The sequence below is a fragment of the Nocardia sp. NPDC057668 genome, from assembly GCF_042799795.1.
In the GTDB taxonomy this organism is placed as follows: domain Bacteria; phylum Actinomycetota; class Actinomycetes; order Mycobacteriales; family Mycobacteriaceae; genus Nocardia.
This window is the reverse complement of record NZ_JBHVIC010000002.1, coordinates 94,045-106,889: the sequence shown is the minus strand read 5'-3', so window position 1 is coordinate 106,889 and position 12,845 is coordinate 94,045. Positions and strand designations below refer to the sequence as shown.

Annotated in this window: 11 protein-coding genes; 3 read left to right on the top strand and 8 right to left on the bottom strand. The window is 69.2% G+C overall.

Annotated features, from left to right (window positions below):
• Positions 1 to 25 precede the first annotated feature (25 nt).
• From ACFVBH_RS13460 to ACFVBH_RS13440, 5 genes are all read right to left on the bottom strand, one after another.
• Entirely contained in the window at positions 26 to 1,507 is a 1,482-nt protein-coding gene (locus tag ACFVBH_RS13460; RefSeq protein WP_354991274.1) for an AIM24 family protein, read from the bottom strand.
• A gap of 275 nt (positions 1,508 to 1,782) precedes the next feature.
• Complete coding sequence (locus tag ACFVBH_RS13455) at positions 1,783 to 3,567, bottom strand: regulator (RefSeq protein WP_379001883.1); 1,785 nt, start codon at positions 3,565 to 3,567, stop codon at positions 1,783 to 1,785.
• Positions 3,568 to 3,597: 30 nt separating this feature from the next.
• Positions 3,598 to 4,299, bottom strand: coding sequence for a cysteine hydrolase (locus ACFVBH_RS13450; RefSeq protein ID WP_354991276.1), 702 nt, complete (start codon positions 4,297 to 4,299; stop codon positions 3,598 to 3,600).
• Entirely contained in the window at positions 4,296 to 5,684 is a 1,389-nt protein-coding gene (locus ACFVBH_RS13445) for an allophanate hydrolase (protein ID WP_379001880.1), read from the bottom strand. The genes ACFVBH_RS13450 and ACFVBH_RS13445 overlap by 4 nt, the downstream gene beginning before the upstream one ends.
• Before the next feature lie 144 nt (positions 5,685 to 5,828).
• A complete protein-coding gene (locus ACFVBH_RS13440) occupies positions 5,829 to 6,458 on the bottom strand; it encodes a DNA-binding response regulator (protein ID WP_379001878.1) in 630 nt (209 codons plus the stop codon).
• A gap of 54 nt (positions 6,459 to 6,512) precedes the next feature.
• Here ACFVBH_RS13440 and ACFVBH_RS13435 point away from each other — a divergent pair, with 54 nt between their 5' ends.
• From ACFVBH_RS13435 to ACFVBH_RS13425, 3 genes are all read left to right on the top strand, one after another.
• Entirely contained in the window at positions 6,513 to 8,348 is a 1,836-nt protein-coding gene (locus tag ACFVBH_RS13435; protein ID WP_379001876.1) for a sensor histidine kinase, read from the top strand.
• A gap of 65 nt (positions 8,349 to 8,413) precedes the next feature.
• Positions 8,414 to 8,704 (top strand): hypothetical protein, encoded by a 291-nt coding sequence (locus ACFVBH_RS13430; RefSeq protein WP_354991236.1) that lies wholly within the window; start codon positions 8,414 to 8,416, stop codon positions 8,702 to 8,704.
• 11 nt (positions 8,705 to 8,715) lie between these two features.
• A complete protein-coding gene (locus ACFVBH_RS13425) occupies positions 8,716 to 9,216 on the top strand; it encodes a DoxX family protein (RefSeq protein ID WP_379001874.1) in 501 nt (166 codons plus the stop codon).
• A gap of 132 nt (positions 9,217 to 9,348) precedes the next feature.
• On the opposite strand, the gene ACFVBH_RS13420 is transcribed toward ACFVBH_RS13425, so the two are convergent.
• The 3 genes from ACFVBH_RS13420 to ACFVBH_RS13410 all read right to left on the bottom strand — a co-directional run bounded on the left by ACFVBH_RS13420 (position 9,349) and on the right by ACFVBH_RS13410 (position 12,820).
• A complete protein-coding gene (locus ACFVBH_RS13420; protein WP_379001872.1) occupies positions 9,349 to 9,813 on the bottom strand; it encodes a DUF4160 domain-containing protein in 465 nt (154 codons plus the stop codon).
• A 502-nt stretch (positions 9,814 to 10,315) separates the two neighbouring features.
• Positions 10,316 to 11,290: a M48 family metalloprotease gene (locus tag ACFVBH_RS13415; protein ID WP_379001870.1), complete on the bottom strand. Its 975-nt coding sequence runs from the start codon at positions 11,288 to 11,290 to the stop codon at positions 10,316 to 10,318.
• Between the two features lie 303 nt (positions 11,291 to 11,593).
• Positions 11,594 to 12,820: an acyl-CoA dehydrogenase family protein gene (locus ACFVBH_RS13410; RefSeq protein ID WP_379001868.1), complete on the bottom strand. Its 1,227-nt coding sequence runs from the start codon at positions 12,818 to 12,820 to the stop codon at positions 11,594 to 11,596.
• Positions 12,821 to 12,845 lie beyond the last annotated feature (25 nt).

The window sequence follows — 12,845 nt, the reverse complement described above, 5'->3', positions numbered from 1 at the left end:
GTCGTGAACGAGCCGGCGGCGACCGCTACCCGAGAATGCCGCCGAGCATGCCACCGCTCTGCCCGGACTGCTGCCCGCCGCCGGTCCCGCCGAGCAGGCCGCCCGGCGGCAGCTCGGACGGCTGCACGATGACGAATCCGCGCCCGGAGAACGACAGGGTGATGCCCTCGCCGGTGCTGCGGCCCATGAGCCTGCTGAAGCCGAACGAGTCGTTGCGTTTGATGCCGGTGTGCAGACTCGACGACCACGCCACCGCCGCCTGCGGATCGGCGTACGTCGGCTGATCGACCTGCAGCACCACCGGCGAACCGTGGGTGGTGATGGCGATCCGCCCGCGGCCGGTGAAGACACAGTTGAAAAGGCCCGCGTTGCTGGCGTATCCGGCCGCGCCCTCGACCCGGCGGATGTTGTAGCTCAGCGAGGGTTCGAAGGCCAGCACGTTGGAACCGTTGATGGTGAGCCCGTCCGAGCCGTCCAGATCCACGGTGTGCACGTCGGACGCCGAGTCGGCCAGGAACAGATCCCCGCGTCCGGTGACCTTCATGAGCGGAACGCCCTCGCCGGTCAGTCGCTGCTGGATCGCCCGCCCGATGCCGCCGGAGCCCAGCGCCTTGAACTGCAGATCACCCTGGTAGGCCACCATCGATCCGGCGCGCGCCATGACCTCGCCGTTGACCGCGACGCGAATCATCTTGCCGCCCTGCTTCTGAATGCCCGCGCCCCCGACCTCGGCATGACGGGGATCGAAGAGATCGCTCTGCATGGCTTGCGCTCCTTGCTGATATGCGGGTGCCTGGGGCGCGGCGGGCGCCGAATAGGCCGGGGCGGGCGTGGGATACGCCGGGGGCGGGGGCGGCGGGGAGTACGCCGGGGGCGGGGAGTGTGGCGGCTGCTGCGCGGGCGGCGGCGAATACTGCTGCTGCGCGGGAGCATTGGGGGCCGGATACCCGCTCGGCGGCGGGTAGGTGCCCGGCATCGCGGGCGGGGCCGGGGGCGCGGCGGGTTCGGGCTCATCGTCGATGTTCACCCCGAACGCGGAGGCGATGCCCGCCAGCCCGTCGTCATAGCCCTGGCCGACCGCGCGCACCTTCCACGCCCCGGACCGCCGGTAGATCTCCACGCACACCACGGCCGACTCGGTGGTGAGTCCGGTGGTGGGGAAACTCAAAGTGCCCGAGTCGGATCCGATGGTCGCGGTGAGCGGCCCGGCCGAGGCGAAGGTGGGCGGGCCGCTGCCGTCCAGGCTCGCGGTGATCACCACGCGCTCGACGTCCGGGGGCAGTGCGCCGGTCTGCACGTCGACCATGTCGCCCGCGCCGCGGCCGTGGCGGTACGTCACCCCCGGCCCGGCCGGCTGATTGAAGAAGACGAAGTCCGCGTCCGAGCGGACCTTGCCGTTGCCGCCCAGCAGCAGCGCGGAAACATCCACCCCGGCGGCGCTGGTGACGGTGATCGTCATGCGCTCGCCGGGCGCGGGCCGGTTCTCACCCCGAGCCAGCACACTCATGACCAACCGCCCAGTTCAGAAACCCGCCCCAACGAATTCGGTGTCACAGTCCCGAGTGTGCCCCGCCCTCCGGCGGCCCGCAAAGTATCCACTCCGCGGGCGCGCCGAATTGCCTGTCGGCCCAGGTGGCGGACGGTCTCGCCGGGCATGGCGGATTGCCTTGCCCGGCACGGCAGGTCGCCTGTCCGCGAGCGGCCGCCCGGACGGCGACCCGGGCGACGCCGATGCCCCGCCCGACGCGGCGGGACATCGGCGTCGCGGTGGCGCGGGCGTGCTCAGACCGACGAGGACGAGGACTCGGTCGGCGTGGACGCGGCCCGCGCCGGCGCCGACTCCGATGGTGAGGGAGCGGAGTCGGTGGTCTCGGCGGCCGGGGACGTACGGGCGGAATCGGTGGTCGTGTCCGGCGGCGGCGTGGTCGCGGGCGCATCGGGAGCGGCGGCCGTGGACGTCGTCGGGGTGGGCGAGGTGGGGGCCGGGACCGCCTCCTCGGCGGGCGGATCCGCGTCCGGCGTAGCGGCCGCGGGCAGTACCGACCAGGCCAGGCACACCAGCGCGAAGAACAGGTAGCCCAGCGCCACCTTGGGCGCGGCCGCCCAATCGACCTCGGCGGCGTGGATGAGCCCGATGAAGCTCAGCGCCGCGCCGACCGCCGCGGCCAGTGCCGCCGCCCGGAATCGCTTGTCCAGGATGAAGGTCACGATGGTGCCCAGCACCAGCCCGGCCAGCACCGCGCCCGCGCCGAGCGTTTTCAGTCCGTCGTAGACCACGCCCGCCTGCCCGAGCGCGTCCGAGCCGATCTTGCTCGCCGAGGTGCCCGCGGCGCTGAGCGCGTTGTCGATCTGTCCCACACCCCATTCGGCGAGATTGGGCAGCAGCGCCGCCACCACCGCGACCGCGTGCAGCCTGGGCACCGCCTGGAACGCCTGCGCGCCGATCAGCAGGCCGATGTAGAGCAGGATCGGGACGATGGCGGGAATCGGCAGCAGGGTGGCCAGCAGGCCGAAAAGCCCGAGCAGGCACATCAATCCGATGATGCCGCCGCTGGCGAGCGAGTACCCGGTGCGACCGCCCGCGTCCTTCCAGCCGGGGTGACCGATGTAGACCGCGGGCGGGAACGGCGAGCCGAATCCGGAGCCGATGATCGCGCCGAAACCGTCGGCCAGCAGCACACTGCGCAGGTTGTAGTTGTCCCCGGCCGCGGCCGCGCTCTCCACGTTGCTCATGGCCTCGGTGAAGTTGTAGACGCCCAGCGGTATCGCGGTGGCCAGCAGCGGTGCGAGATTGCCGAGACCGTCCGCGAGCAGATCCAGGCGCAGATCGGGCAGGCCCAGCGCGATGTCGCGCGCGGCCTGGGCGACGTCGGGCGCGGACATGTATCCGCCGATCCAGCCGATGGCGGTGCCGACCAGCAGCGCGACCAGGCCGATGGGGATGTTGCCGGGCAGCTTGGCGTCGGTGAAGAAGCCGATCAGGATGATGGCGAGCACCGGCAGGCCGATCCACGCGGCCTCCCACATCTGGGCGGCGGGCCGCATGGCGATGAAGGTGATGGAAATGCCGGCCAGGGTGCCGAGCATGGCCGCGCGCGGGGTGATCCTGCGGATGAACGGGCCGACGAACGCCCCGATCATCACGATGACGCCGATCATGAACGCCCACGCCAGACCCGCCGACCAGGCCTGCAGGGGATCATTGGTCTTCAGGTAGATCGGCAGCATGACCACGAACACCACGATGAACATGTGCGGGACGCTGGGACCGTAGGGCAACGCGGTCACCGTGTCCCGGTTCTCGCGGCGTGCGAGGCGGCGCGCCAGCACCATGTAATACAGATTGCCCAGCACCAGCGCCACGCCCAGGGCGGGTAGCACGGTGCCGAGTACATCGCCGCTCGGAATCTTGACCACCGCGATGGACAGCGTGGTCAGGGTGAGGACGTTGACCAGGATGTTGAAGGACAGGCCGAAGAAGGCATTGGTGTCCCCGCGCGTCCACCAGGGCAGCGACAGCGTTGTGGGAGAGCCGGTTTCGTCAGGGGTTCGGGTATCGGCGGACATGGTGCTTCCTGTTCACTGAGCCGGGGCGCGTCAGGCGGCCGGGTGTTTCGCGGGGGCGGTATCCGCGAGGGTGGAGATGACGGCCGCGGAATCGGCGACCCAGCCGAAGATGCCGCCCTGAGCGGCGATCATCTCCAGTCCGGCGCGCTGGAACTCCGGGAAATACGAACCAACGCAGTCGGATACGACCAGGCATTCGTAGCCGCGGTCATTGGCTTCGCGGACCGTGGTGTGCACGCACACCTCGGTGGTGACGCCGGTGACCAGCAGCGAATCGATCGAGCGCGCGGTCAGGACCGCGCTGAGTTCGGTGGCGTAGAACGCGCCCTTGCCGGGTTTGTCGATCACCACTTCGCCGGGGGCGGGGGCGAGTTCGTCGATGATGTCGTGGCCGTACTCGCCGCGCACCAGCAGCCGGCCGTACCGGCCCGGATCGCCGATGCGCTGGGTCGGACTGCCGCGCAGCAGTTTCGAGGGCGGGCAGTCCGAGAGATCGGGCAGATGGCCTTCGCGGGTGTGGATCACCGGGATGCCCGCCGCGCGGGCCGCCGCCATGAGCCGCGCCAGCGGTTCGATCACCGTGCGCAGCAGCTCCACGTCGTTGCCCAGGCTGGCGCCGAATCCGCCCGGCAGCAGGAAGTCTCGCTGCATGTCGATGACGAGCAGGGCCGTGGCGGCCGGGGTGAATTCGAAGGGCGCCGGTCGCGCCGGTATGTAGTGAACCGCTGTCATCGTCGTTCTCTCTGTGCGAGCCGGAAATCCGCGTGCCCGAGCAATGGGCGCGGCTCGTCGAGGATGCGAGCGGCCGCGGCGAGCACGGTGTCATCGGCCAGCGCGGGGCCGAAGATCATGACCGAGAGCGGCCGCCCGTCCGCGGTGCTGCCGACCGGGACCGCTATCGCGGTCAGGTCCAGCAGGTTTCCGAAGTGGGTGTAGTGACCGAGCACGGTGTTGGTGGCGATGGGATCGGCTTCGACCTGCGCCACGGTGAAGGTGGTGCCGATGGTCGGGACCATGACCACGTCGATATCGGTCCAGATCCGGGCGACCACGGACTTCAGTTCCTGCAGCCGCTGCTGGGCGCGGAAGACGTCGACCGCGTCGAAGCGCTTCGCGCCGGTGAAGATCTCGCGCACCACCGGCAGCATGGACTCGGGCTTGCCGGTCAGGAAATCGTCGAACTCCACCAGGCGTTCGGCCACCCAGGGGCCTTCGTACAGCAGCGCTCCGGCGTTCAGGAACGGCATCAGGGTGGTTGGCGCGCAGTCGAATCCGAGCCGGGCCAGCCGGTCCCGCATGCCCAGGTGCGCGGCCCGGAAGACTTCGTCGCCGAAGAACTCCAGTTCCGACGGGGCGGGCAGGCCGACGCGCAGCCGATCGCCCGAGAAGCGCGGCCCGCGCGCCCGGCTCCACGCGTCGGCGGGGTCCAGGCCCGCGATCACGTCGAACACGCGGTCCAGATCCTCGATGCTCGAGGCCATCAACGTCATGCAGTCCAGGGATTTGCACGCCGGGACCAGGCCCACCGTGCTGATCAGCCCCCGCGAGGGCTTCCAGCCCACGATCCCGTTCAGCGCGGCCGGAACCCGGCCCGAGCCGGCGGTGTCGGTGGCCACGCAGAAGGACACCTGGCCCAGCGCCACCGCCAGCGCCGATCCGGAACTGGAACCGCCCGAGATCAGGTCACCGCCGAAGACGCTGCGCGGCACCGGATACGGGGTCCTGGTGCCGTTCAGGCCGGTCGCGAACTGGTCCAGGTTGGTCTTGCCGACGAACAGCGCGCCCGCGTCCAGCAGGCGCTGCACCGCGGGTGCGGTCTCGGTCGCGGTGTAGGCGTAGTCGGGGCAGGCCAGCGTGGTGGGCCAGCCCGCCACATCGATGCTGTCCTTCACCCCGAAGGGCACGCCGTACAGCGGCAGGGTGCGCGCTCCCGGGCGGCGTTCGATCTCCGCGGCGTCCGCCAGCAGGCGATCGCGGGGCACGGTGGTGATCCAGGTGCCGTCCGCGCCGCGGGCCGCGATCGCATCCGCCACGCGGGCAGCGGTATTGGTCGGGGAGCCGCTGCCGCTCTCGTGCGAGGCCAGAATCTCCGCGACGGTGGGGCCGGGGTTCAACATCTGTCGATTGTGGGCACCGTGTATGAAGCTGAGATTCTCCCGATGTATCGGCTGGGTTAGCTGAGATTCATCGGCCGCGCCACCCGGAATTCCTCGGGCCGGCCGCCCGGGAATCGAGTTGTCCGAAGGGCTTTCGCCGCGTGATCACAGCCAGCCGGAGTCGGTGGCCAGGCGGACCGCGTCCACGCGATTGCGGGCCTGGAGTTTGGTGACCGTGGCGGCGAGATAGTTGCGCACGGTGCCGTAGGACAGGTGCAGGCGCGCGGCGATGTCCCTGGGGTCCGCGCCCTCGGAGAAGCAGCGCAGCACTTCCACTTCGCGATCGGTGAGCGGATTGGCGGGCATGCGCAGCGCGGAACAGGCCAGATCCGCGTCCAGCACCCGGCCGCCCGCGGCGACCGTGCGGACCGCGCAGACGAGTTCGTGCCGGGGACTGTCCTTGAGGACGAAGCCGCCCGCGCCGATGTCCATGGCGCGCTTGAGATGTGCGGGACTGGCCAGCGCGGTCAGGATCAGCACCCGGCAGGCGGGATGCCGTTCCCGCAGTTCCGCGGCGGCGGTGAGGCCGTCCACGTCCGGCAGATCGATGTCCACGATGGCGACGTCGGCGCGGGTGGTGATCGCCGTGCGCACGATGGCCGCGCCGGAATCCAGGGCGGCCACGATCTCGATGTCCGCCTCCAGTTCCAGGGAGGCCACCAGCGTTTCGCGCAGCAGGCACATGTCCTCGGCGACCAGCACCCGGATCGTTCGTCGCTCGTCACCTTGGTTCACCTCGGGAACAACCCCGATTGCCTCCGACACCTTCCCCGGGTTGCAATCAATGGCGTGCCGCTGCTCCATAAGTCGATCGGATACCTCTTCCTGGTCCTGTTCACCCTCTCGTTCGCGGTGGGCGGGGCCGACGCACTGGCGTTGGGCGGCTGCGCGTTCCAGGTCGGTTTGCTGGTGCTGGCCGAGCGGCGCGCCTCGACCCGGCAGTGGGTGCTGCTCGCGCAGATCACCCTGACGTATCTGCCGATTCCGCTGGTCGGGGGATCGGCGGCGTACCAGGGCAGCGTGCTGGCGGTGACGGTGCTGTGGTGTGTGCCGACCCGGTGGCGCTGGGTGCTGTTCTTTCTCGTCGTCGCGGGTGCGGGATTCACGCGGGAGAGCTGGCGGGGTGATTCGCACGCCTTCGCCTACGGCGTGCTCACCACCGGCGCCATCGCGATCGTCATGTACAGCCTGTTGCGGCTGCCCGCGCTGGTGGATCGGCTGACCGCGACCCGGGACGATCTGGCTCGGGTCACCCTGGCGCGGGAGCGGTTACGGGTGGCCGGGCGGCTGCGGGCGGCGCTGGGCGGGCGGCTCGGCGCGGTCATGAGTTTGCTGGGCGAGGCCGGGCGCGAGGTGGAGCGCGATCCCGTGCGGGCGCGGGCCGCGGCGGTCGCGGCCGCGCTGGCCACCCGGGCGATGACCGAGACCGTGCGCGAAACAGCGGCGCTGCACCGGGATGTCGCGGTGCTGCCGCGTGATCACGAGCCGGTGGCGCGGTTGCTGCCGCGGCTGACGCTGCTCACCTTGGCGGTGAGTCTCGCGTCGTGGACGGTGAATCAGGTGCTCGAGAGCGGGCAGCACCGGCCGTTCATCGCGGTCGGGGGCGCGGCCATGTCGGCGCTGTTGCTGGCCGAGCTGTACTGGCCGCGGTGGGCCACGGCGTGCTTGGCGGTGCAGGCGGGGATCGCGTTGATTCCGCTGCCGTGGCTGGGGAGTTCGTGGTGCGTGTGGCTGATCCTGCTGGCGGCCTCGGTGCTGCTGACCCAGCGCGGGGTGTGGGCCTGGGTGGTGGTGGGCGGGTTGTTCGCGCTGCGCGGGGCCTATACCGAGCCGGCCGAACGGCTCGGGATGCGGGCGGGCTGGGTGATTCTCGCGATGGAGGCGACGCTGGTGCTGGTCGGGCTGGCGCGGTTCTGGCGGCTGTCCGTCGAGCTCAATCGCTCGCGCGCCGAGCTGGTGCGAATCACCTTGCAGGTGGAGCGATTACGGGTGGCGCGCGATATTCACGATCTGCTGGGGCTGACGCTGTCGGTGCTCGCGCTCAAGAGTGATCTGATCACCGAGTTGATCACGCGCGATCCGCGGCGGGCGGCTGCCGAGATCGAGGAGGCGCTGCGGATCGCGGGGGAGGCGCGGGGCGAGGCGCGGCGGATGGCGGACGCGCGGGGGACCAAGGCGCTTGGGCACGAATTGCGTTCCGCGGCACTGGCGGTCGGTGCGGACGGGGCGCGGGTGCGGCTGGATCGAGACGACTCGCTGCCCGAGCTGGCGGGTGCGGTACTCGCGCCGGTGGTGCGGGAGGCGGTCACGAACGTCCTGCGGCACAGCGCGGCGACGCGGGTGTGGATCGAGTGCCGGGTGCGCGAGAACCGGCTGCGGCTGACCGTGCGCAACGACGGGGCCGGGGCCGTTGCGGACGGGGCCGGTCAGGGGTTGCGGAACATGCGTGCCCGGGTGACCGAGGCCGGCGGGGTGTTCCGCGTGGAGGTGGCCGATGGCGAATTCCAGCTCACGGCAGAGGTTCCGGTCACCGAATATGCAGATTGCACGGTTCCGGCCGTGACAACGCATACCGGATCGGTGCGCGGCGCACTACCCGCCGCGCCCGCGACGGAACAGGATTGAGCTGTACCGAACGCGGCGGGAAAGCAGTTCTCCCGCAGCATTATTCGCACAGCGAGGAGCCTGTCATGCCCGTCATCAGAATCCACCACTACCGCGTCGAGGACGAGCGGCTCGACGCGCTGCTGGCCCAGCGCACCACCCTCATCAACGGGATCCGGATGAACAACCCCGGCCTGACCGAAACCCGCCTCACCCGTCTGGAAGACGGCAGCTACTCCGACACCTGGCGCTGGGACTCGGCCGAGCAGATGCTCGCGGCGATCGGGGCGTCCCAGGGCTTCCCCCTGGTGGACGCGACCATGGCGCTGACCGTGGACGCCGTGGTCGAGACCGGCGAAATCGTCGACGAGCGTTAGGGATCCACATCATGAGCACCCAACAGCTGTCCCGCGAGGCCGCGCCCGCTACCGAACGCTCCGCCGGCCTGATCGATTCGTGGGCGGGCACGACCTGGACCGCCCGCGCCAGGTTCGCCGCCTTCGCCGCCACCACCGGCATCGTCCTGACCGAGTCGGTGGTGGGCGCCTACTGGGACCTGGCCCGGGTCCCCTACGTCCAGGACACGTTCGCCGAGATCCGGTACCCCATGTACTTCGCCACGATCCTCGGCGCGGCCAAGGTCCTGGCGGTAGGCGCGGTGGTGGTCCCCGGCTTCCCCCGCCTGAAGGAATGGGCCTACGCGGGCCTGGTCTTCGTCTACGCGGGTGCGTCGGCTTCCCACGTGGCGGTAGGCGATCCCCCCGCCCGCTGGATCAGCCCCCTGGTCTTCACGGCCCTGACCCTGACCTCCTGGTACCTCCGCGCCCCCGCCCAACGCGACCCGAAACCCCTCCCGGAGGGCCTGCGCCGCGCGTTCCGCCGGTCCTGATCCCCGGTCCGATAAGCGTGCACCCGGAACTTTCCCGGGCCGTCACCCGGCCGGGTGCACGTGGGCGGGAACATAATGCAGGCCATCACACAGGAGGGCCACGCGGCCGAAGCCGCGCAGTCCCGGTTGTACTCACCCGCGAGTGATCGGCCCGTTCTTCGACTCCCACAACTGCAACAGACCTGAGTGGTTCTGGTTGACCAAGCCACGAGCGGCCTTGAGTTTCTTCGCCCAACCGTTCGGAATTTCGTCCATCATCTCGCCCGTCTCAAGGTTGATTCGGAGCTTCTTGGAAGGATCGGCTTTGATGACGATGTGCACATGCGGCGGCGGATGGTCGTTGTACACCTGCAAGGTCACCCCGCCCTGGCAGCGAATCCCCTCGGCGGTGAGGGCGATCATGAAGCCCTCTTCGTCGTAGGCAGCAGGACCACTGTCGCCGAACTCGCGGACGGCGATCGCGTAGAGACGATCTAGCACGTGGTCTGCAGTGATGTACCCTCCGGCCTCTGCTTCTTCCCAGTCCCGCCGGGACAGGATCGCCTTTGGGCGGTCGTGATTCTGGCACCAATACGGGTTGTTGGGGTGTTGGCTCATCTCACCTTCCGTTTTTGAGTCGGCGTGCAACGTAGCAGCTCAATCGGCGCGTGAGCACGTGGTTTTCGGAACGGCCATTTTGCGAAGTTCAGCGTCGTGGTGACGACCGCCGGGCGCACCACCGTCGCCTCGCTTCAAGTGAAACTGCGAGGGCAAGCCGGGGACGGCTCACGTCGCACCCAGCACTGCTCTGTTGATCCCAGAGTGCGGCATTTCTGTCGTGGTCGTACCTTGCGGGCGCTGTGCGCGGCCGACGCGACCGACGTGCCGCGGCGACCGGATTCAGGGAGCCGCGCTGCGCGTCGCCTTGATCAAGGAGCTCGCGGACTACCTGGGTCACGCGGACCCGGACCGCGGGCTACTTCCTGTCCACCCCGCCACCTCCCGAAACCTGGACGGTTGCCCGTCTGCTCACCCTCTACCTGGCGGTGTGCGGTGTCCTCTTCCTCGCGGAGTGGCTCCTGACGTGAGGTCACGGTGCCAACTGCGCCGCGAGGCCTGCTCAGTCGGCTCCTCGCGCGTGGGCACTCATTCGAGACTCGATCGCGCGGATGCGCTTTCGGGTCAGCGGGTAGGCAGAGAGCGGTGCGAAGAGCTGAGTGGGGAGACGATGCTCATCGGGGCGGACCGGCAGGCCGAAGCAATTATCGCGGCCGTGCTCACGGAAAAATGTCAGCAGCCCGTCGCCGAAGCCGAGATCCACCGCGACGCGGTCGGCCAATCGTTCGCCGTACCTACGGGTCGCTCGCTCGGCCAGCAATTCCATGATCAGCAGCAAAGCGGCGATGAAGGCGTGGAAGGGGCCCAGCAGTACCACCAGCACCGAGGCTTGGGTGCTGAGATACACCACCAACGCGGCACAAAGGAGCAGTACTCGCAGCAGTCCGCCGTGCCGTGCGAGGTCGGCTGGTTTCCTTGCGATGCCGATTGCCAGCCGGGGAACCGCGTGCAAAGGCAGCGCGCACCAACCGGCCACGACCGATGCGCCGTTGCGGCGAGTACTGAGCAGGTGGCCGAGCTCGTGGGCGAGCATCGCCCGCAACTGAGGTTCGCGCAGCTGCCGCACAGCCTCGCTGCTCACATGGACGGCCCACCGACCCCGGGCGTAAGCCCGCACCTCCGTGGATTCATCGATCGACAGCACATAGTCGGACTCGACAACCCCTGCGGCCGTGGCGACATCGAGCCACGCCGGGACGAGCCGGTCGATCTGCTCGGAGGTCCATTCGTGCGCATTCGAAGCCGGCCGAAACCCCTCGGCCAACATGGTCACTATCAGCAGCGCAGCGCCGATAAATGCCCACACCGAAAGGAATACGATCGTTCCCCCGTGCCCGAACAGTCCGCCTGCCCAAGCCACGATCATGAGCCCCAGCGCGATCGAAGGCGTCGAGAGCGCGAACATCGCCGTCGTGGCCAACCGCCGCCGCCACCGCAGCCGCCCCCGATCGGACTCTATGCGCAGCAACGGATCCACCCCGCCTCCCGGACCGATCGAGCCCGACAAGGCAACGACGACCGCGGCGTGTCACCCCCGGCGCAGCCGCTGATCGAGCCGCAGGACCCTGTCACAAAGGCCGTCATCGGTTCAGTGTCGTCGGCGCGGCTTGTCCGAACCTTGGGAAGCGCTTATGGACTCGAGTCCGCGACGCTCAGGCCGGCTTGAAACCGCCGCGCCGCAAGCGATCCAGCGGCGATGTCGGCGGTTGCCCACGGTCCGAAACGAAGAAACCGGTGTGAGATCAAGTGATCTCACACCGGTTTCCCGTTGTGCCGGAACTTACTTCAGCTTGTCCGAGCCCAGGCCGAGGACGCGGCGAGCCACGATCAGCTGCTGGATCTGCTGGGTGCCTTCGAAGATGTCGAGGATCTTCGAGTCGCGGGCCCACTTCTCCAGGAGGGTGCGCTGGGAGTAGCCGGTCTGGCCGGCCAGCTCCACGGCCTTCAGGGTTACGTCGGTGCCCATGCGGCCGGCCTTGGCCTTGGACATCGACGCCTCGAGGGAGTTCGGCTTCTTGTTGTCGGCCATCCAGGCGGCGCGCAGGGACAGCAGGTAGGCCGACTCCCAATCCGCTTCCATACGAAGGAACTCCGCGGCGGCGGCGTGCTGGTTGTTGGCCGGCTTGTCGTAGGAGATCTCCACGCCCGCGTCCTCGAGCACCGTGCGGAGCTCTTCGAGCGCGGCGCGGCCGACGCCGACAGCCATGGCGGCAACGAGGGGACGGGTGTTGTCGAACGTCTGCATGACGCCCGCGAAACCCTTCTCCACGTTGACTTCCGGGCTGCCCAGGATGTTGTCCGCGGGGATGCGGCAATCCTCGAACCGGATCTCGGCGGTGTCCGAGGCCTTGATGCCCAGCTTGTGCTCGAGACGAGACACGGTCAGGCCCTTGGCATCACGCGGCACCACGAAGGACTTGATGGCCGCGCGGCCCGCGGACTTGTCCACCGACGCCCACACCACGATGTGGGTGGCGCGCGAACCGGCGGTCACGAAGATCTTGGTGCCGTTGAGCACCCACTCGTCACCGTCGAGGACCGCGGTCGCCGTGACAGCCGCGGAGTCCGAGCCGAACGACGGCTCGGTGATGGCCATCGCGGCCCACACCTTGCCGAAACGCTTCAGCTGCTCATCGGTCGACACCGCGGCGATCGCGGCGTTGCCCAGACCCTGGTAGGGGATGGACAGCATCAGGCCGGCGTCGCCCCAGCAGGTCTCGAGGGCGTTCAACAGCGCGGACATGTTGCCGCCGTTGGAGTTTCCGAGCAGCTCGGTGGCGTGCTCGTCCTTCTCCTCGGCCTTGCGGCCACCGGTGGCGCCCGAGACGTCCTGCTCGCCCGAAGCGGACAGGCCCTCGATCATGGCGGCCATGGTGTCGAGCTCGACCGGGTACTCGTGCTCGGCCAGGTCGTACTTGCGGGACACCGGGCGGAAGATCTCCGCGGCGACCTGGTGGGCCTGGTTAGCGCTGGCCCGGAGCTTCTTGGGGAGTTCGAGATTGATCATGAGTTTGTCTCTCCGTTGAGAAGTC

Bases quoted from the DNA above. Each gene is read 5' to 3' on its own strand.
- ACFVBH_RS13430 (WP_354991236.1), top strand. From the start codon at position 8,414: ATGCCCGTCATCAGAATCCACCACTACCGCGTCGAGGACGAGCGGCTC.
- ACFVBH_RS13455 (WP_379001883.1), bottom strand. From the start codon at position 3,567: ATGTCCGCCGATACCCGAACCCCTGACGAAACCGGCTCTCCCACAACG.
- ACFVBH_RS13420 (WP_379001872.1), bottom strand. From the start codon at position 9,813: ATGAGCCAACACCCCAACAACCCGTATTGGTGCCAGAATCACGACCGC.
- ACFVBH_RS13425 (WP_379001874.1), top strand. From the start codon at position 8,716: ATGAGCACCCAACAGCTGTCCCGCGAGGCCGCGCCCGCTACCGAACGC.
- ACFVBH_RS13410 (WP_379001868.1), bottom strand. From the start codon at position 12,820: ATGATCAATCTCGAACTCCCCAAGAAGCTCCGGGCCAGCGCTAACCAG.
- ACFVBH_RS13460 (WP_354991274.1), bottom strand. From the start codon at position 1,507: ATGAGTGTGCTGGCTCGGGGTGAGAACCGGCCCGCGCCCGGCGAGCGC.
- ACFVBH_RS13445 (WP_379001880.1), bottom strand. From the start codon at position 5,684: ATGTTGAACCCCGGCCCCACCGTCGCGGAGATTCTGGCCTCGCACGAG.
- ACFVBH_RS13450 (WP_354991276.1), bottom strand. From the start codon at position 4,299: ATGACAGCGGTTCACTACATACCGGCGCGACCGGCGCCCTTCGAATTC.